The 19526-nt window shown below is 56.9% G+C and carries 22 protein-coding genes; 19 read left to right on the top strand and 3 right to left on the bottom strand.

Translation table 11 applies throughout. The features are described from left to right. Window positions 1-109: 109 nt before the first annotated feature. The 19 genes from J7413_RS04480 to J7413_RS04390 all read left to right on the top strand — a co-directional run bounded on the left by J7413_RS04480 (window position 110) and on the right by J7413_RS04390 (window position 16975). Window positions 110-694, top strand: a complete 585-nt coding sequence (locus J7413_RS04480) for a YceI family protein (protein WP_209096777.1) — start codon at window positions 110-112, stop codon at window positions 692-694. Between the two features lie 56 nt (window positions 695-750). After that, entirely contained in the window at window positions 751-1125 is a 375-nt protein-coding gene (locus tag J7413_RS04475) for a cytochrome c family protein (RefSeq protein WP_209096776.1), read from the top strand. Window positions 1126-1147: 22 nt separating this feature from the next. After that, complete coding sequence (locus J7413_RS04470; RefSeq protein ID WP_209096775.1) at window positions 1148-1684, top strand: RNA polymerase sigma factor; 537 nt, start codon at window positions 1148-1150, stop codon at window positions 1682-1684. Next, entirely contained in the window at window positions 1674-2423 is a 750-nt protein-coding gene (locus tag J7413_RS04465; RefSeq protein WP_209096774.1) for a hypothetical protein, read from the top strand. Before J7413_RS04470 ends, J7413_RS04465 begins: the two co-directional genes overlap by 11 nt. A gap of 244 nt (window positions 2424-2667) precedes the next feature. Beyond that, window positions 2668-3036: a 30S ribosomal protein S13 gene (gene rpsM, locus J7413_RS04460; RefSeq protein ID WP_209096773.1), complete on the top strand. Its 369-nt coding sequence runs from the start codon at window positions 2668-2670 to the stop codon at window positions 3034-3036. Between the two features lie 15 nt (window positions 3037-3051). Further along, window positions 3052-3441: a 30S ribosomal protein S11 gene (gene rpsK, locus J7413_RS04455; protein ID WP_209064875.1), complete on the top strand. Its 390-nt coding sequence runs from the start codon at window positions 3052-3054 to the stop codon at window positions 3439-3441. A 116-nt stretch (window positions 3442-3557) separates the two neighbouring features. Continuing rightward, window positions 3558-4574, top strand: a complete 1017-nt coding sequence (locus tag J7413_RS04450; RefSeq protein WP_209078491.1) for a DNA-directed RNA polymerase subunit alpha — start codon at window positions 3558-3560, stop codon at window positions 4572-4574. Between the two features lie 137 nt (window positions 4575-4711). Next, on the top strand, window positions 4712-5131 hold the full coding sequence (rplQ, locus tag J7413_RS04445; RefSeq protein WP_209064880.1) for a 50S ribosomal protein L17: 420 nt from the start codon (window positions 4712-4714) through the stop codon (window positions 5129-5131). Window positions 5132-5310: 179 nt separating this feature from the next. Next, the gene (locus J7413_RS04440) at window positions 5311-6483 is read left to right on the top strand and encodes an FAD-dependent oxidoreductase (protein ID WP_209096772.1); all 1173 of its coding nucleotides are present in this window, start codon (window positions 5311-5313) and stop codon (window positions 6481-6483) included. A 111-nt stretch (window positions 6484-6594) separates the two neighbouring features. After that, window positions 6595-7977 carry a trypsin-like peptidase domain-containing protein gene (locus tag J7413_RS04435; protein ID WP_209096771.1) on the top strand — a complete coding sequence of 461 codons (1383 nt, stop codon included), beginning with the start codon at window positions 6595-6597 and terminating at the stop codon, window positions 7975-7977. 15 nt (window positions 7978-7992) lie between these two features. After that, a complete protein-coding gene (locus tag J7413_RS04430; protein WP_209096770.1) occupies window positions 7993-9315 on the top strand; it encodes a replication-associated recombination protein A in 1323 nt (440 codons plus the stop codon). A gap of 103 nt (window positions 9316-9418) precedes the next feature. Beyond that, window positions 9419-9808: a fluoride efflux transporter CrcB gene (crcB, locus tag J7413_RS04425; protein WP_209096769.1), complete on the top strand. Its 390-nt coding sequence runs from the start codon at window positions 9419-9421 to the stop codon at window positions 9806-9808. Then, window positions 9805-10851 (top strand): RluA family pseudouridine synthase, encoded by a 1047-nt coding sequence (locus J7413_RS04420; RefSeq protein WP_209096768.1) that lies wholly within the window; start codon window positions 9805-9807, stop codon window positions 10849-10851. Before crcB ends, J7413_RS04420 begins: the two co-directional genes overlap by 4 nt. A 58-nt stretch (window positions 10852-10909) precedes the next feature. Beyond that, the gene (locus tag J7413_RS04415; RefSeq protein WP_209096767.1) at window positions 10910-11587 is read left to right on the top strand and encodes an HAD-IA family hydrolase; all 678 of its coding nucleotides are present in this window, start codon (window positions 10910-10912) and stop codon (window positions 11585-11587) included. Then, complete coding sequence (locus J7413_RS04410; RefSeq protein WP_209096766.1) at window positions 11584-12294, top strand: ATP12 family protein; 711 nt, start codon at window positions 11584-11586, stop codon at window positions 12292-12294. Before J7413_RS04415 ends, J7413_RS04410 begins: the two co-directional genes overlap by 4 nt. Before the next feature lie 198 nt (window positions 12295-12492). Next, on the top strand, window positions 12493-13509 hold the full coding sequence (locus J7413_RS04405; RefSeq protein ID WP_209096765.1) for an amino acid ABC transporter substrate-binding protein: 1017 nt from the start codon (window positions 12493-12495) through the stop codon (window positions 13507-13509). A gap of 128 nt (window positions 13510-13637) precedes the next feature. Continuing rightward, window positions 13638-14870, top strand: coding sequence for an ABC transporter permease subunit (locus tag J7413_RS04400; RefSeq protein ID WP_209096764.1), 1233 nt, complete (start codon window positions 13638-13640; stop codon window positions 14868-14870). A 3-nt stretch (window positions 14871-14873) separates the two neighbouring features. Further along, the gene (locus tag J7413_RS04395) at window positions 14874-16172 is read left to right on the top strand and encodes an amino acid ABC transporter permease (protein ID WP_209096763.1); all 1299 of its coding nucleotides are present in this window, start codon (window positions 14874-14876) and stop codon (window positions 16170-16172) included. A gap of 11 nt (window positions 16173-16183) precedes the next feature. After that, on the top strand, window positions 16184-16975 hold the full coding sequence (locus J7413_RS04390) for an amino acid ABC transporter ATP-binding protein (RefSeq protein ID WP_280636497.1): 792 nt from the start codon (window positions 16184-16186) through the stop codon (window positions 16973-16975). A gap of 54 nt (window positions 16976-17029) precedes the next feature. Here J7413_RS04390 and J7413_RS04385 read toward each other — a convergent pair whose 3' ends face one another. The 3 genes from J7413_RS04385 to argB all read right to left on the bottom strand — a co-directional run bounded on the left by J7413_RS04385 (window position 17030) and on the right by argB (window position 19227). After that, on the bottom strand, window positions 17030-17545 hold the full coding sequence (locus tag J7413_RS04385) for a histidine phosphatase family protein (RefSeq protein WP_209096762.1): 516 nt from the start codon (window positions 17543-17545) through the stop codon (window positions 17030-17032). Then, the gene (locus tag J7413_RS04380; protein WP_209096761.1) at window positions 17530-18192 is read right to left on the bottom strand and encodes a ferredoxin; all 663 of its coding nucleotides are present in this window, start codon (window positions 18190-18192) and stop codon (window positions 17530-17532) included. The genes J7413_RS04385 and J7413_RS04380 overlap by 16 nt, the downstream gene beginning before the upstream one ends. Before the next feature lie 171 nt (window positions 18193-18363). Beyond that, on the bottom strand, window positions 18364-19227 hold the full coding sequence (argB, locus tag J7413_RS04375) for an acetylglutamate kinase (RefSeq protein ID WP_209096760.1): 864 nt from the start codon (window positions 19225-19227) through the stop codon (window positions 18364-18366). Window positions 19228-19526 lie beyond the last annotated feature (299 nt).

Raw genomic sequence — 19526 nt, 5'->3', positions numbered from 1 at the left:
CAGGTTTCTGGGGGCTTTTTTGTTTTTTGATGAATTTTTTTCTGAATAGTTTTGCCAGCTGGCGCGTTGATCTTCTGAATGGGCGATTTTGCCTGGCTTGGAGGAACCGATGAAGACACTGTTGAAAACCACTGCACTTGTTTTGGCATTTGCTGGCCCCGCGATAGCCGGCGGGCATGAGACTTGGAAAACCGTTGATGAAGACAGCCAAATTGCGTTTGGGTCGATCAAGAGCAATGAGTTCGGTGAAGTTCATACATTTGCTGCTCTGTCTGGGTCGGTGAACGAAAAAGGTGAGGTTGCGGTATCTATCGAGCTTGGCTCTGTGGAAACCAACATCGACATTCGCAATGAGCGCATGATCACGCATATTTTTAAGGCGGCGGACGCGCGGGCTGAGCTGACTGGTTCTGTGGATTTTGATGCGGTGCACGATCTGGAAGTCGGTGCAACCACGGTTGTGGAGTTTGAGGGCGCGCTGAGCCTCGTCGGGGTGAGCGCAGATGTTGAGGCGGAATTGTTTGTTGCCCGGCTGAGCGAAGACCGTGTTTTGGTCACAACATCGGATATGATCATGCTGTCCACCTATGATCTGGGTATTGATGCGGGTGTCGATAAGTTGAAAGAGCTTGCGAGCCTTGAGGGGATCACCCGTGTGACGCCTGTGACTGTGCGGATGATTTTTGAGAAGTAACGGCGCGAGCCAGACGTGCGGGGCCTTGGCCCCGTGCATCAAGCAAGGAGATAAAGATGCGCCAATTGACGTGTTTAGCGGTTGCTTTGACGATATGGGCCGGGGCGGCAGCCTCAGAGGGGGATGTGAAAGCTGGCAAAAAGGTCTTTCGCAAATGTCAGTCCTGTCACAGCTTGAAGCCTGATGACAACCGTGCTGGACCGACGCTCTATGGCGTGTTTGGCGCCACCTCGGGGTCTGTGGAGGGCTTTCGCTATTCGGGTCCGATGCAGCAGGCGGGTATTGTCTGGGACGCGGCAACGCTTACAGAGTTTCTGACGAAGCCAAGAGCGCTGGTGCCGGGAACCACAATGGCATTTGCGGGTCTTAGAAAGCCTGAGCAGATTGACGACCTTTTGGCCTATTTGCAGAGTGAACTGGCAGATCAATGAGAGATCAGAGCGCGAGAGATTGATGCTGGGCCGTTGGAGAAAATATAGCGCAGAAGAAGAGGTGGCAGCAGGCTTGCCAAAGGTCTTCCCCCGCATTTGGCGCTATGCGTTTTCGCTCACAGGATCCAGAGATGGGGCTGATGATCTGGCGCAAGCTGCCTGTTTGCGGGCGATAGAGCAGGCCAGCAAGTTCCAGCCCGGCACCCACTTGGACCGGTGGATGTTTCGGATCACTCACAACCTTTGGATCAGTGAGATCCGCAAAGAAAAAGTACGTAAAGGTGGCGGCATGCCAATGGTGGATGCCGCTGAAATTCCAGACCCTAAGCAAGATCCAGAGCGGGACTATGATCGCCAAGAGGTTTTGAAATCGGTGCTGGATCTGCCGGAGGCACAGCGTGTGACTGTGGTTCTGGTGTATGTTGAGGGCTATTCTTATAAGGCCGCTGCGGAGATACTTGATATTCCGCTGGCCACAGTGATGAGCCGCCTTGCCACCGCACGCGCCAGTTTGGGGCGCAAATTCAGGGATCAGAGGGGAATGAGCCGTGCAAGATAGACGTTTCTCAGATGAGGAGCTCGTGGCCTATCTCGATGGTGAAACTGAGCTCGTACCAATGGCTCAGATTGAGGCTGCGGTCCAGGAAGATCCTGCATTGGCCAAGAGGCTCGAAGCATTGCGGTTTGATGTGACCGCGCTGCAGGAGAGTTTTGAGCTGTTGCAGCCGTCACGAGATGTGCTGGGTGCATTGCCTGTGAGGGGCAGGGCGCCAGCGAAACGTCCTATGGCCGCCGTGGCTATGGCGGCTTGTGTTGCTCTCGCTGTCGGATTTGGCTTGGGGAACTGGACGTCCGGGCCTGAAAGAAGTGGCTGGGTTGGCTATGTGGCGGCTTATCAGGCGCTTTATACCCATGCCACATTGGATCATATTCAGCAGACGCCAGAGCAGTTGCAGAATGAGCTGGCGCGGGTGTCTGCGGCAGTGGGCAAAGACATAGAGTTGGCGCAACTGACCGCTTTGCCAGACGTGGAATACAAACGCGGGCAGGTGCTGAGTTTTCAGGGGCGTCCTTTGATCCAGCTGGCCTTTGCAACACCCAGTGGTGTGCCGATGGCGCTCTGCATCATGCGCCGCGAAGAGGCGGCCGTATCTGAGGAGGCACTGGCCACCATGCGACTGGAAGGGTTGAGTTCCGCAGTCTGGTCTGATGGCGCGTATGACTATGTTTTGATTGGCGGCACAGAGGATGGTCTTGTGCGCCGTTTGGGGCAGGCCTTGCAGTCAATGCAGATCTAGGATCTAAGCTTTGAGAGCTGGACGTTCGGATCTCCGCGTCTTTCGCCAGATCCCCTATTGACGGCCTGCGCTTTCCCCCCTACATCACCTCATCTCTTAACCGAGAATCAATTCTTTGCTTTTGGGTCGCACCCAATACGCAAGATCACCTGATCAGCTGAGGCCCGATCGCAGACCGCGTCGGGCTTACGTTGTGAAAAAAGGTTCTGGAACCACGGAACCGCAACGAAAAGGAAAGTGACACGTGGCACGTATCGCCGGCGTTAACATCCCGACCCACAAACGGGTCCCGATCGCCCTGACTTATATCACTGGCATTGGTCCAGCATCCGCCAAAGAAATCTGCGAATCCGTGAACATCGACGCGACCCGTCGTGTGAACGAACTGTCTGACGCAGAAGTTCTGGCAATCCGCGAGCACATCGACGCGACCTACACCGTTGAAGGTGACCTGCGTCGTGAAGTGCAGATGAACATCAAGCGTCTGATGGACCTGGGCTGCTACCGCGGTCTGCGCCACCGTCGTAACCTCCCGGTCCGCGGTCAGCGTACCCACACCAACGCACGTACCCGCAAAGGTCCTGCGAAGCCGATTGCCGGCAAGAAGAAGTAAGGGAGGGTTTGATCAATGGCACGCGATAAGACTCGTACGAAGAAAAAAGAGCGTAAGAACATCGCCTCCGGCGTTGCGCACGTAAACAGCTCTTTCAACAACACCAAGATCCTGATCTCTGACGTTCAGGGCAACGCGATTTCCTGGTCCTCTGCTGGCACCATGGGCTTCAAGGGCTCCCGTAAGTCTACGCCTTATGCTGCTCAGATGGCTGCGGAAGATGCAGGCAAAAAAGCGCAAGAGCACGGCGTTAAGACGCTGGAAGTGGAAGTTCAGGGTCCAGGTTCTGGCCGTGAATCCGCACTGCGCGCGCTGGCCGCTATCGGTTTCAACATCACCTCTATCCGTGATGTAACCCCGATCGCACACAACGGCTGCCGCCCTCCAAAGCGTCGCCGCGTTTAAGCGATATCTCACTACTTTGGGGCCGCGTGTTTTACACGGCCCCATTTCGTCATTTTTAAACCTCGGGCGTCTGGTTCTTCTTGGAACATGGGAGCCAGACAAGAATGGAGGGACGCATGATCCACAAGAATTGGGCAGAATTGATCAAGCCAACCCAGCTTGAAGTGAAGCCGGGCAACGACCCTGCGCGCCAGGCCACTGTTGTGGCAGAGCCGCTGGAGCGTGGTTTTGGTCTGACACTGGGCAACGCGCTGCGTCGCGTTCTGATGAGCAGCCTGCAAGGCGCGGCCATCACCAGCGTTCAGATCGACAATGTTCTGCATGAGTTCTCCAGCGTTGCCGGTGTGCGCGAAGACGTGACCGACATCATCCTGAACCTGAAGGGCGTGTCCCTGCGCATGGAAGTGGAAGGCCCTAAGCGTCTTTCCATCAATGCAAAAGGCCCAGGTGTTGTGACGGCTGGCGACATCAGCGACAGCGCTGGCATCGAAGTTCTGAACAAAGACCACGTGATCTGCCACCTCGACGATGGTGCAGACCTTTACGTGGAACTGACTGTGAACACTGGCAAAGGCTATGTGTCTGCGGACAAAAACAAGCCGGAAGACGCACCAATCGGCCTGATGCCGATCGATGCGATCTACTCCCCGGTCAAAAAAGTGTCCTATGACGTTCAGCCAACCCGCGAAGGTCAGGTTCTGGACTATGACAAGCTGACCATGAAGATCGACACCGACGGTTCGATCACTCCAGAAGATGCTGTGGCCTATGCCGCGCGCATTCTGCAGGATCAGCTGTCCATCTTTGTGAACTTTGACGAGCCAGAATCTGCGGGCCGTCAGGAAGAAGATGATGGTCTGGAGTTCAACCCACTTCTGCTGAAGAAAGTAGACGAACTGGAACTGTCTGTACGTTCGGCAAACTGCCTGAAGAACGACAACATCGTTTACATCGGCGATCTGATCCAGAAAACCGAAGCAGAGATGCTGCGCACACCGAACTTCGGCCGCAAGTCTCTGAACGAGATCAAAGAAGTGCTGTCCGGCATGGGTCTGCACCTCGGCATGGACGTCGAGGACTGGCCACCAGACAACATCGAAGATCTGGCCAAGAAGTTCGAAGACAACTTCTAAGGTTTTGGGCGGGGGTGACCCCGCCCGTCTTACAAATGCCCGGACCTGCCGGGGAAAGCTGGGCCAAAGGCCCCAAGGTGAACCGGTGACACGCATCACTGGTCTGACAAAGCAAAACGCGAATTAGGAGAAATAAAATGCGTCATGCTCGTGGCTATCGCCGCCTGAACCGTACTCACGAACACCGTAAAGCTCTGTTTGCCAACATGGCGGGTTCTTTGATCGAACACGAACAGATCAAAACCACGCTGCCAAAGGCAAAAGAACTGCGTCCAATCGTTGAAAAGCTGATCACGCTTGCAAAGCGCGGTGACCTGCACGCCCGTCGTCAGGCGGCTGCACGTCTGAAAGAAGATCAGTATGTTGCAAAACTGTTCGACGTTCTGGGCCCACGCTACGCAGAGCGTAAAGGTGGTTACATCCGCATCATGAAAGCCGGCTTCCGCTATGGTGACATGGCGCCGATGGCGATCATCGAATTCGTGGATCGTGACGTTGATGCAAAAGGCGCGGCCGACAAGGCTCGCGTGGCAGCTGAAGAAGCCGCCGAAGAATAATACACATTCGGACCAACCGAATGACTGGACCCCCGCCATTTTGGTGGGGGTCTTTTTTTGTGCGAATGCGCGGCTAAAATTGCGCTTTATGTGATGGTGTTCCGGGTCGCTGCGGGGCAATGTGCCCGCAACCTATGTGATCGCGTCTTGCGGTCGCAACACGCAGGAGGGCTGGCGCGATGGATGCGGACGTGATTGTGGTTGGTGCTGGGCTTTGGGGCAGTGCCTGCGCCCGCCATTTGAGCGAGATGGGGCTGTCGACCGTTCTGGTGGGTCCTGAGGAGCCAAGGGATGCGTCCGGTCATAGGGGTGTTTTTTCCAGCCACTACGACGAAGCGCGGATTACGCGGCGGTTGGCCAGTGATCGGGATTGGTCCCGTTTGGCGCAGGCGTCGATGGCGCGCTATGCTGATATGGAAGCGCGCAGCGGGCATAAATTTCATGCCCCCGTTGGGGCGCTTATGGTTGGTGCGACCAGCGGTTTCGGATCGGCGTTCATGACCAAAACGCTGGAGGTGGCGCAGAGCGAAGGGTTTGCCTTTCAGGCCTTCTCCGGCGGGACCCTCGCAGAGAGGTTTCCCTATTTGTCTTTTCCGGAAGGGACTTCGGCGCTCTATGAGGAGGATGGCGGCGGCTGGATCAATCCGCGCCAACACGTTTTGGCAGAAATCGCGCTTGCAACGCAAAGTGGCGCGCAGCTGATACGCAGCGAAGCTTTGCGTATTTCCGAAAGGGCTGATGTGGTCACCGTTCACTGCGCGGATGGTATGGAAGTCACGGGGCAGAAAGTTGTGGTGGCCTGTGGCGCATTTTCCAAGGCACCGGACCTGCTGCCAGACCCGGTGCCGCTTCGGGTCTATGCGCGTACAGTTGCCTTCCTTGAGCTTGGCTCGGAAGAAGCACAGCGGCTGCAGGATATGCCATCCTTTGTCTACGTCCCGCCGGGTACGGACCGCGACAGCTATGTTTTGCCACCGGTGCGCTATCCTGATGGTAAAACCTACCTCAAAATTGGGGGAGATCCGGAGGATCATGAGCTTCACACTGTTGACGACATGAAGGCGTGGTTCCGCAGCGGCGGGGATGCAGAGGTTGCCGCGCTGCTTTCCGATCAGCTGAGAGATTTGATGCCGGGGTTGCGGGTTGAAAGCGTCTCACACGGCAGCTGTGTGACTTGTTTCACGCCAAAGGGGGCTCCGTTGATCTATCCGCAAACAGAGCGCGTGTTTGCCCTGATGGGCGGCAACGGTGCGGGGGCGAAATGTGCAGATGAGGTTGGGCGCCTTGGTGCTTTGCTGGTGTCCGGTCAGGGGCTACCAACTGGGCAATATCAAAGCGATTTTCGCCCTTAAGACCGAGGACTTTCGGGAGCTTAGGCCGTCGCATATGCGGCGACCTTCCGGCCTTGCATTTTCAAGAGGCGCTGGCCATATCTTGGGCACATTACAAACAAAGGAAGACGCATGATCCGCGCTGCTTTGATCGCGCTTGCAGTTGGTCTCTCAACCACCGCAGTCGCCGAAACGAAAATTCCGCAAACGCAGAGTGACATCGCCTTCGGATTTGCACCTTTGGTGAAGCAGGCTGCCCCCGCTGTTGTGAATATCTTCGCCAAACGCGTGGTGCAGGCGCGCCAAAGCCCGTTCTCGGGGGATCCGTTTTTTGACCAGTTTTTCCGCAACTTTGGCACACCCCAGCCACGTGTAGAGAACTCGCTGGGATCGGGGGTGATCCTGACGGAAGACGGCATTGTGGTGTCCAATTACCACGTTGTGGGCATGTCGACCGACATACGCGTGCAGCTGAACGACCGTAGCGAATACACGGCCGACGTTTTGCTCGCTGATGAGGAAAGTGATCTGGCGATTCTCAAGCTCAAAGAAGCGGAAGGGCTGCCGTTTCTCACCTTGCGCGACAGTGACAGTGTGGATGTCGGGGAGCTGGTGATGGCGATTGGCAACCCATTCGGTGTCGGACAGACTGTCACCAGTGGCATTGTGTCAGGGCTTGCGCGCTCGGGCGTGGCGACCGGCAATGCGCGGGGCTATTTCATTCAGACCGATGCGGCAATCAACCCGGGCAATTCTGGTGGTGCGTTGGTTGACGTGAACGGAGACCTGATTGGGATCAACACCTCTATTCTCACACGTTCCGGTGGCTCCAACGGTATTGGCTTTGCCATTCCAGCACGTTTGGTTGCGCAGTTTGTTGACCAGGCGCGCACGGGGTTTGAAAGTTTCCAGCGCCCGTGGGCCGGTATGTTTGGTCAGCCGGTGGATGCCGATATGGCAGAAGGATTGGGGCTGGATCGCGCAGGCGGCATTGTGATCACTGAAATGCACGCGGTGAGCCCGTTTCTGAATGCAGGCTTTGAGCCAGGCGACGTGATCCTTGCCCTCGATGGGCAGCCGGTCAACACGCCTGCAGAAATGATTTTTCGCATGTCTGTGGCCGGGCTTGGCAGCGAAGTTGCTGTCGAGATGGTGCGTGAAGGGCGCGAAGAGGAACGCATGGTTCTGATGACCATTGCGCCTGAGGAGCCGTCTCGTGAACAACTGACCACAGGGCGCCGGGCAGCCATTCCGGATCTTGTGATTTCAAACATCAACCCAGCGATTCTGAGCAGTTACGGCCTGCCGCTGAGTGCAGAGGGTGTGGTTGTTGAGAACCCCGGAGACATCGGTGCGCGCCTTGGCCTGCATGCGGGAGATGTATTGCGCTTGATTGACGGGCAGGTCATTGAAACCACGGCGGATGCGGACAAGGCTTTGCGCGCTGCGCGCAATCGGCTTACGCTAGAGGTGCAGCGCGGCACTCAGCGGCTGGTGATGCGGTTCCGACTGTAAAGGCACAAAACTCCCATGGCCGATCTCTTTGACTCCCCTGCCGGGACCATTTCTTCAGCATCTGTGGTCGAGGCACCGCGCCCCTTGGCGGATCGGTTGCGGCCGCGTGCGCTGACTGATGTGATTGGGCAGGAACAGGTGCTGGGGGCTGAGGCGCCATTGGGCGTGATGCTCTCCTCCGGCTCTTTGTCCTCATTGGTGTTCTGGGGGCCGCCCGGTGTCGGCAAAACCACAATCGCACGCCTTTTGGCGGATGAAACGGATCTGCATTTTGTGCAGATCAGCGCGATTTTTACCGGAGTGCCTGAGCTTCGGAAAGTCTTTGAGGCGGCCAAGATCCGTCGCCAGAACGGGCAGGGGACGCTCTTGTTTGTGGATGAGATCCACCGCTTCAACAAAGCGCAGCAGGATGGGTTTCTGCCACATATGGAGGATGGCACCATCCTTCTGGTGGGCGCGACCACCGAGAATCCATCCTTTGAACTCAACGCTGCGCTTTTGAGCCGGTCGCAGGTCTTGGTGCTTGAGCGCCTGAGTCTTGCGGATTTGGAGCGTCTCGCCCAGCGTGCCGAACAAGAGCTGGGCAAAGCCTTGCCTCTGGATGGGCACGCCCGCGAAGCGCTTTTGGAAATGGCGGATGGCGATGGGCGTGCGTTGCTCAACCTGATTGAGCAGGTGGCGGCGTGGACCGTGAAGGGCAAGCTCGACAGCGAGGCTTTGGCGACACGCCTGATGCGGCGTGCTGCAAAATACGACAAATCCGGCGATGAGCACTATAACCTCATATCAGCGCTTCATAAATCGGTGCGAGGGTCAGATCCGGATGCAGCTCTGTATTGGTTTGCCCGCATGCTAGAAGGCGGCGAAGATCCACGCTTTTTGGCACGGCGTATCACGCGGATGGCGTGCGAAGACATCGCTCTGGCCGATCCGCAGGCACAGGGTGTTTGCCTGAATGCCTGGGAAACTTATGAACGTTTGGGCAGCCCGGAAGGCGAGCTCGCATTGGCGCAGGCGGTGATCTATCTCGCGCTCGCGCCAAAGACCAACGCAGGCTATGCGGCCTACAAAGCGGCGCGTGCACTTGCGAAACAGACCGGATCAGAGCCACCCCCCAAGCATATTCTGAATGCACCAACCTCTTTGATGGCGGATCAGGGCTATGGCGCGGGGTATCAATATGATCATGACGCCGAAGATGGATTTTCCGGGCAGAACTACTTCCCGGAGGGCCTGAAACGGCCTGTACTCTATGCACCAGTTGAGCGGGGATATGAGCGCGAGCTGAAACGGCGGCTTGATTACTTTGCCAAGTTGCGCAGTCAACGCGGCGGGTGAGGGGCGGCACCTCGGGGACTTCGAATCTTCTATCCGGCACATTTGCGGCGTGAGAAAGGCCTGTTTTCTTGACATTGGGCGCGGAAGCGCAGAGAGACGCCGGATGATTTTAAACCTGACATATGTGGCTTTTGGCGGCGCGCTTGGCGCCGCACTGCGTTACCTTGTTGGATTGAGCGTTGTGCGGCTGATCGGGCCGGGCCTTTGGAGTGGTTTTCCGGTGGCGATTATCACAGTCAATGTGATCGGCTCTTTCCTGATGGGGGCCTTTGTGGTGTTGGCGGCGCATCGGGGGCTCACTCATTTGTCGCCTTTGGTGATGACGGGCTTCTTGGGTGGTTTCACGACGTTTTCGGCGTTTTCGTTGGAAACGGTGACCCTGATGGAGCGCGGTGACTATGGCGCCGCAGGCATATATGTGACGGTTTCGGTGATTGGCGCGGTGGGCGCGCTGATGCTGGGGATGATTGTGATGAGAGGGCTGTTGGCATGAGCCGGGTACAGACACTAATTGTGGAAGCAGGCGAAGGCGATCAGCGGCTTGATCGGTGGTTCAAGCGCAAGTTCGCCCATGTGGCGCAAGGCCAGATTGAGAAGATGTGCCGCAAAGGCGAAATCCGCGTCGATGGTGGCCGTGTGAAGGCCAACACCCGTCTCGAAGAAGGTCAGTCCGTGCGCGTCCCGCCGCTCCCTGCGCCGGGTGAGAAACCGGCGACACCTGCCAAGTCACGTGTCTCGGCGGCGGATGAAAAGCTGATCCAGAACTGTGTGATCTATCGCGATGATCAGATCATTGCCCTGAACAAACCCCCGGGCTTGCCGACGCAAGGCGGCAGCAAACAGACCCGCCATGTGGATGGTCTGGCAGAGGCGCTGAAGTTTGGGTTTGAGGAAAAGCCACGCCTTGTGCACCGTCTGGACAAAGATACTTCTGGCGTTTTGTTGCTGGCGCGGACGCGGCAGGTTGCGCAGGCATTGACAGAGGCGATACGCCACAAGCAGACCCGAAAGATCTATTGGGCTGTCGTTGCCGGTGTGCCGACGCCGTACCTTGGTGAGATCAAATACGGACTCGTGAAAGCGGGTGGGCATGGTGCGCGCGGCGAAGGTGAAAAAATGATCGCGGTGCATCCGCGTGAAGTGGAGCGGACACCGGGGGCCAAACGGGCGATCACGCAATATGCCACGCTTTACCGTGTGGCAGGCCGCGCCGCTTGGGTGGCGATGGAGCCGATCACAGGGCGCACGCATCAGTTGCGGGCACATATGGCAGAGATTGGCCACCCGATCATTGGCGACGGCAAATATGGTGGTTCTGGTCAGGAAAACCTTGGCGATGGCTGGGGGGCAAAGCTTGGCGGGATCATTTCCAACAAGCTGCATTTGCATGCGCGGAGTATGACATTTGAGCATCCCCTCACCCGTAAAGAGGTGACTGTGACGGCCAAACTTCCAGAGCACATGATGCACACTTGGGAAACCTTTGGATGGTCCGAAGATCTGGCAGCAGAGGACCCGTTTGAAAGCCTGCGTTGAGGGTGCTTGACCATGCTGAATGGTCCGGGTTGAAACAGCATGACAACGCAGGAGGTCGATGCGTTTGAAACTTGTGATTTTTGACGTTGATGGCACGCTGGTTGACAGTCAGGGGCTTATTCTTGCGGCAATGCGCGCTGCCTTTGCAGAAGAGGGGCTGCAAGCGCCTACGCGAGAATCGATCCTTGGCATCGTTGGCCTGTCTCTGGATGTCGCGGTGTTTAAGCTGGTGCCGGATCTGGAACAGACACAGCGTGCGCGTTTGGTCGATGGGTACAAGCAGTCCTATATGCAATTGCGCGCAGCGCAGGGGGCGGCGCAGTCATCTCCCTTCTACCCCGGTGCCTTTGACGCCCTGACACGCCTGCGCGCACGTGAGGATGTGCTGTTGGGGGTGGCCACCGGGAAGTCGCGTCGTGGCCTGGACAAGCTGATCGCGGGCCATGGGCTGGAAGGCTATTTTGTCACAACGCAAGTGGCGGATGATCATCCTTCCAAACCGCACCCTTCCATGATCGAAACAGCCATGCTGGAAACCGGTGCCACGGCAGCCGAAACGGTGATGATCGGCGACACCAGCTTTGATATGGAAATGGCCGCCGCCGCCGGTGTCACAGGCATAGCGGTGAAGTGGGGGTATCACCCCGCAAAGCGTCTGGGTGCTGCGCAGGCAATGCTTGATGATTTTGGTGCGCTGGATGGCGCTTTGGAACAGATTTGGGGACTTCAGCCATGAGCGGATGGGCAAAGAAACGGTTCTGGAAAGAGACAACAGTTGCGCCTGTGGACGGTGGCTTCGGGGTATTTTTGGACGGGCGCGGCGTCAAAACACCGGCAAAGGCGGCACTTGTGGTGCCGACCCAAGCTATGGCGCAGGCGATGGCAGTCGAATGGGAGGCGCAGGAGGGTGAGATTGATCCCAATAGCATGCCAGTGACCCGCTCTGCGAATGCTGCGATTGACAAGGTCGCAATCCAGCATGCGGAAGTGGCCGATATGTTGGCGGAGTATGGCGGCAGCGATTTGCTCTGTTACCGCGCCACCTCGCCAGAGGAATTGATTGATCGGCAGGCCCGCAAGTGGGATCCGCTGCTGGATTGGGCTGCGGAGACCTTTGGTGCGCGGCTGAAGCCAGTGTCTGGCGTGATGTTTGAGGCGCAAGATCCTGTTGCACTGGCGTCTTTGGCCAGAGAAGTGCACAGGTTTGACAACTTTGAACTTGCGGCCTTTCACGATCTTGTTGGCATCTCTGGATCTCTGATCCTCGGATTCGCCGCAACGCATGATTTGCACGAAATCGAAGCGCTTTGGGAACTCTCCAGAATCGATGAGATTTGGCAGGAAGAACAATGGGGCCAAGACGAAGAAGCGGTGGCCGATGCCGCAAAAAAACTCGCAGCATTTAAACACGCTTACCGGTTTTATAAACTGAGCAATTCCTAATCAGACAAGGGTTTGCTGGAAGCGGCTTTCACATTCTCGCAAGCATTGATTGTAATGCGTGATGGGCCTCTTGACGTTTGGCGATGAATGCGACCACACTGACCGCAGATGTGCGGGGGGTGTTGTCTCAACACATCGTTATAGGCCGTGAATGGCCAACACCACCTGCGAAGGGTGGGTAAACAGGAAGAGGTAAAAATGAAGAAATCCGTAGTTTTTGGTGCGCTCACTGTCGCTGGCCTGGCGGCCGGTGCTGCGGCTGCTGGCACGCTTGACGATGTTAAAGCGCGTGGCAAGCTGAACTGTGGCGTTACCACTGGTCTGGTTGGCTTTGCTGCACCAGACGCAAACGGTGAGTGGAAGGGCTTTGACGTCGGCGTATGCCGTGCGGTTGCTGGCGCTGTTCTGGGCGATCCAACCGCGGTTGAATTCGTGCCAACCACCGGCAAAACCCGTTTCACCGCTCTGGCGTCCGGCGAGATCGACATGCTGGCGCGTAACACCACCTGGACTTTCAGCCGTGACGTAGACCTGAAGTTCACCTTTGTAGGTGTGAACTACTACGACGGTCAGGGCTTCATGGTCCCGAAAGAGCTGGGCGTGTCCTCTGCGAAGGAACTGGACGGCGCAACCGTTTGTATCCAGACCGGCACCACCACCGAGCTGAACCTGGCGGACTTCTTCCGCTCTAACAACATCAGCTACGAGCCGGTTCCAATCGAAACAAACGCTGAAGCACAGCAGCAGTATCTGGCTGGCGCATGTGACGTGTACACCACCGACGCATCCGGCCTCGCGGCGACTCGTGCGACCTTTGAAGATCCATCTGCGCACGTTCTGCTGCCAGAAATCATTTCCAAAGAGCCTCTCGGCCCGCTGGTTCGCCACGGCGACGACAACTGGGGTGACGTGGTACGCTGGTCCCTGAACGCTCTGATCACTGCAGAAGAGCTGGGCGTGACCTCCGCAAACATCGCAGAGATGGCGGCAGGCACCAACAATCCTGAGGTGAACCGTCTGCTGGGGTCCGAAGGCACTCTGGGTGAAATGCTCGGTCTGAGCGCTGACTGGGCCAAGAACGCCATTATGGCGGGCGGCAACTACGGTGAGCTGTTTGAAGGCAACATCGGCGAAGCCACTCCGATCGGTCTGGCCCGTGGCCTGAACGCTCAGTGGACTGACGGCGGCCTGATCTACTCCCCGCCCTTCCGCTAAGATCTGATACAAAGAGGGCGCGGGAGGAATTCCGCGCCCTTCTCACATTATGTGACCAACAACAATAATCGGCCACGGCGCATAGCGACGCCAAAAAAACAATCGGCCGAGGAACGGGAAGATCCCATATGACCACTTTGACCGACCCCCCCAAGGAGTCGTTCCGGCTGTCGATGTTGATCAACGACACCCGGTATCGCTCTTTGACCTTTCAGGCGATAGCCGCGGTCTTGCTTGCCCTTGCGATCTGGTATCTAGGTAACAACCTTATTCAGAACTTGCGCGCAGCCGGACTGAACATTTCACTGACATTCTTGGGCGACCCTGCTGGATATGACATCAACCAGCGCCTGGTTGAATATGACAGCCAATCCACTCATGCCCGCGCTGCGCTGGTTGGTATCCTGAATACCTTGCTCGTAGCGTTCCTCGCATGCATCACCGCTACGGTTTTTGGTGTCATTGCAGGCGTATTGCGTCTGTCTAACAACTGGCTCGTCTCAAAGCTGATGGCGTTCTACGTTGAAATTTTCCGCAACATTCCCGTTCTGATCTGGATCATCATCATTTTCACGATCATGACGGCGGCACTGCCGGGACCACGTGCTTTCCGAGGAGACAATGCCACATCGAGCATGTTGTTTGATCTCTTCGCCTTCACAAACCGAGGTATCTATATCCCGCGCCCTGTGTTTGAGAGCGGTTTCTTTGCAGCGACGTCTCTGAACTGGGTGTTGGTGCTGGCCGTTCTTGCAGGCTCTTGGTTTGCGACACGTCGGGTCAATGCGGCTGCGACCGCGAAGCAAGAGCTAACCGGTCAACGGCCAAACACGCTGTGGACAGTGCTTGCGATATGGTTTGTGCCGTTCGCGGCGCTGATGTTCCTGATGGGGCTGACATTCGACGTCCCTGCTCTGAAAGGGTTCAACTTCGCCGGTGGCATTAAAATTGGTGGGCCGTTGATCGCGCTTTGGTTTGCGTTGTCGATTTACACCGGCGCTTTCATAGCAGAAAACGTGCGTGCAGGTATTCAGGCTGTCTCCAAAGGTCAGACAGAGGCAGCTTCGGCGCTTGGTCTGCGTCCGAACCGAGTGATGAACCTTGTGGTGCTGCCTCAGGCGCTGCGTGTGATTATTCCGCCGCTAATTTCTCAGTATCTCAACATCACCAAGAACTCATCGCTGGCGATTGCCGTTGGCTATGCGGATATCACAGCGACGCTTGGGGGGATCACACTGAACCAAACCGGGCGTGCGATTGAATGTGTGCTTTTGCTGATGCTGTTCTATCTCACCGCATCGTTGCTGATTTCCATGGCGATGAATGTGTACAACGCCTCTGTGAAGCTGAAGGAGCGCTGAGTTATGGCTGATACTCAAAACAACTCTGTCGCTTTTGTCGCCACTGAAGTGATCCCGGAAAGCCCGCCCCCGGCGCGCGAAACCGGTGTCGTGAAATGGATGCGGGAGAACCTGTTTTCAAGCATTCCAAACGGCATATTGACCATTTTGTCTCTCTACGTGATCTATCTGGTGCTGGCAGCCATTTTGCCGTGGATTTTCAACGGTGTCTGGACAACTTCGTCTCTCGCGGAGTGTCGCGAAGTGTTGCAGGGCAAAACGGGTGCTTGTTTCTCCGTGCTGACAGAGCGTTGGAACCAGTTGATCTATGGTTTCAAATATCCGGTTGAGGAATACTGGCGTCCAAACCTCGCGTTTGTGCTTTTGCTGGTGGCGATTGCACCGGTGCTATTCTTCGATCTGCCGCGTAAGCTTCTGATGTTCACGGCCGTTTATCCCTTCGTTGCCTTTTGGTTAATCTGGGGCGGCACCATCATGGCGCCTATCGTGGCATTTCTGGGTGTGGCTGCTGGCGGTATCGTGTTCCAGAAGTTTGGCAAGTCGACTTTTGCCGTCGGTTTCTTTGGCGGCATTCTGGCAGCCTTCGTTGTCTGGGCTATTGGTGGGGCGTTGATCCCCGAAGGCGCGTCTGAGAACGCCTTGCTGCCCGCGGTGCCGAGCCGCGATCTGGGTGGCTTTATGTTGAACCTGATGCTGGGTGTCACCTGTGTGTCGCTGTCGATTCCGCTGGGCATTGCCCTCGCATTGGGGCGTCAGTCGGACATGCCGTTGATCAAAGGCATCTGTGTGGTCTTTATTGAGTTTGTGCGGGGCGTGCCTCTCATCACGTTGCTCTTTGTGGCATCTGTGATGCTGGCATATTTCTTCCCACCAGACAGCACAGTGGACCTGTTCCTGCGTGTGGTGATCATGATCACCATGTTCTCGGCAGCCTATATTGCTGAGGTGATCCGTGGTGGTCTCGCTGCGTTGCCCAAAGGGCAGTATGAAGCTGCTGACAGCCTTGGCTTGGACTATCCGCAAGCGATGCGTCTGATCATTCTTCCGCAAGCGTTGAAAATCTCGATCCCAGGTATCGTGAACGTGGCGGTGGGCCTGTTCAAGGACACCACGCTGGTTTCCGTGATTTCGATGTTTGACTTGGTTGGCATGATCCGCGGACCCGTCCTCGCGTCCACAGAGTGGAACGGCGTTTATTGGGAGCTCTTGGGCTTTGCGGCCTTCCTGTTCTTTGTCGTCTGCTACGGCATCTCACAATACTCACAGTGGTTGGAGCGTCGTCTCGCAACCGGGCACAAATAAGGAGTTCACCTATGTCTGAACTTATGACCGACCGCGCGATCGACCGCTCCAAGATGCATGTGAGCGATCAGGTTGCGATCCAAATCTCCAACATGAACAAGTGGTACGGCAGTTTCCACGTGTTGAGAGACATCAACCTGACCGTCAATGAAGGCGAGCGGATTGTGATTGCGGGGCCTTCGGGCTCCGGCAAATCAACCCTGATCCGCTGTATCAACCGTCTGGAAGAACACCAGTCGGGCGATATTGTTGTCGATGGCACTGAGCTGACCAATGACTTAAAAAACATTGACAAAATCCGCTCAGAAGTGGGGATGTGCTTCCAGCACTTCAACCTGTTTCCGCATCTGACCATTCTGGAGAACTGCACGCTGGCGCCAATCTGGGTTCGCAAGACACCCAAGAAAGAAGCCGAAGAGATCGCGATGCACTTCCTTGAGAAGGTGAAGATTCCGGATCAGGCGCTGAAGTATCCGGGCCAGCTGTCCGGTGGTCAGCAGCAGCGTGTGGCAATTGCCCGCTCGCTCTGCATGAAGCCGCGCATCATGTTGTTTGACGAACCAACATCTGCGCTTGACCCTGAGATGATCAAAGAGGTGCTCGACACCATGATCGAGCTCGCGGAAGAAGGCATGACAATGCTTTGTGTGACCCACGAGATGGGCTTTGCCCGTCAGGTGGCGAACCGTGTGATCTTCATGGACCAAGGTCAGATCGTGGAGCAAAACGAGCCGGAAGAGTTCTTCAACAACCCGAAGAGCGAGCGGACTCAGCTGTTCCTGAGCCAGATTTTGGGCCACTGAGTTCTGAGCGGCATGAATTCGAAAAGGCGGGGTCATCCCCGCCTTTTTCTTTTGCTAGAGGTCGGTATCCCGCGCCATAAGCTCGCGAGGAATGACGAAGTCGACAACTTGCCCGGCTCCGTATTGAGCGTCTTTCCAGTGGTTTAGGTCAAAGTGAAAAATGGTTGTGGCCGCTGTGGGGTAGTCTTGAAACCTTGGGTGATCTGGCGTTTGCGTGGCAAGCTGTTCGGCAAAATGCGCGATGCCGGGGTTGTGGCCGATCATGAGTATCGTCGGCGGCTCAGCTTCGCGGAGGTGATGCAGCATTGTGTCGGCGGAGGCGAGGTAAAGAGAATCTAGATGGCTGACCTTTGCGATGCTTGGCAGTGTCAGCCGATCCAACGTTTCGCGGGTGCGTTCTGAGCTTGAGCAGAAAACCTCATCTGGAAATAAGTGCTTTTGGGCCAACCATTTGCCAAGGGCATGCGCCGACGCGCGGCCGCGCTTGTTCAGGGGGCGTGCGTGGTCGGGTTGATTGAATTCACCCCAACTTGATTTGGCGTGGCGCATCAGGATCAAGGTGTGGCGCATGGGTGGAATGCTTTCATATGGAGGGCCGATTGCGCATCTGTGCGACAGGCTCCTGCGGAGATAGGGCAGGCGCGGCGGGCGTGGCAGCCTTGAGACATGCAGCTTTGGCCCTCAGAGGTGTCAAGGTGGCTGTGGCAGGCAGTAACGTTATAGGCGGCGCCAGCGGAGAGTGCGCCCACGGGGCAGACGGTGGTACAGGGGGCCTTGCAAGCTGTGCATGGGGAGGCGAGATCGGCGGTGGGGATGGCGACTTCTGTGTCAAACAGCAGCGCGCCGCGCATGGAAATCATCAATCCCACTGTGTCATGCACCATCATGCCCACGGGGCTGAGGAAAAAGCGATTTGTTTTCAGAGCCCAAGAAATGAAGGGCGGGTAGGGCGGCCCATCTGAGGGATAAGCGGTTGTGGCATCAAACTGATCTGCCAGCGCGCCGACGATGCGCTTGGACCAGCGATCGACGGGGTGGGGATGCCCATCCTGACCTTCCTCTGAGGTTGAGAAGATGGGCCAGAAGTCCGCGCCAGTGCCGACAAGCACCACGGTAGCAGGATCATCGGCAACGCCTGTCTGGCTTTGAATATGCGCGGCGCCCATTGTGATCAGGCCCGCATTCCGTGCGGCTTTTTCAAGGGCGCGGTAGCTCATGGCGCTGTGATGTGTTGGCGGGGTGTGTTCAGCTTGTGCATGACAATACCACAGGTTCTGCTGCCGTTGCGCGGCGTTGCGCAGGGCGTTTGGTCCTGATCAGCATGCACAGGCTGATTGCTTGGCTCAAGCGAAGAAATGGGGCGCGGGTCAGCGCGCCCTTTGAAAGGTTCAGTCCGCTCGGATGATGGAGCCCGCGCCGTGCTCTGTGAAGAGTTCGAGAAGGCATGCATTGGGCGCACGACCGTCTAGAATGACCGCAGCACGGACGCCGCGTGCGATGGCATCCAGCGCAGTTTCGGTTTTGGGGATCATCCCGCCTGCGATCACGCCTTTGGCGACAAGGTCCCGAATTTGCTGGGCTTTCAGCTCTGTGAGCACTTCGCCTTCTGCGTTTTTCACCCCAGCTACGTCGGTCAGCAGGAGGAGGCGATCGGCGGCGAGGGCGCCGGCGATGGCGCCGGCGGCGGTGTCGCCGTTCACGTTGAAGGTTTCGCCATTGCGACCAACGCCCAGAGGGGCAATCACCGGGATGGTGTCATTGGCGAAAAGTTCGTGCAGAATCGTTGGGTTCATTTCTGCCGGGGTGCCAACAAAGCCAAGGTCGGCGTTGGTTTGATCGCAGATCATAAGGTTGGCGTCTTTGCCCGATAGACCCACCGCTTTGCCGCCCTGACGGTTGATCGCGGAGACGATGCGTTTGTTCACAACACCGGAAAGCACCATCTCTACCACTTCGACGGTGGCGGCATCCGTCACGCGTTTGCCATTCACAAATTCCGATTTGATTTCAAGCCGTTCCAGCATCGCATTGATCATTGGGCCGCCGCCGTGCACGATCACGGGATTGATGCCGACCTGACGCATCAGCACCACGTCTCGGGCAAAATCATCCATCGCCTCATCAGAGCCCATGGCGTGACCGCCGAGCTTAATCACAACCGTCGCGCCGGTGTAGCGCTGAAGGTAGGGCAGAGCCTGGGACAGGGTGCGGGCGGTGGCAATCCAATCGCGATTCATATCTTGTGTCTTCATCTTGGCTGACCTCTTTGACAGAGCCTGTTAACGGCTACTGGCAGGGGTGCCAAGACGCAATGGTCGAGTTGGGTTCCGTTTTGCGCAGAAAGTGCAAAATTAACCCGATTTGGAGCGTCGGTATTGCGTCTGTATCGCGTCGGTTTTGCGGAGGTGCCCGTTTCGGAGGGCCGCAAAGGTTAAGCCACCGACAAAGGCGGCCCCACTGCGGGGATCGTAGGGGGTTGGGGGGGGCAGACAGCATGCGGAGCGCGCAGCCTGAGTGCCTCAAGCTGACGGTTGTTGGCGATGCGCAAGAT

Origin of the sequence: Shimia sp. R10_1 (assembly GCF_017744095.1) — a bacterium.
In the GTDB taxonomy this organism is placed as follows: domain Bacteria; phylum Pseudomonadota; class Alphaproteobacteria; order Rhodobacterales; family Rhodobacteraceae; genus Shimia.
This window is presented reverse-complemented; position numbering and strand designations above follow the sequence as displayed.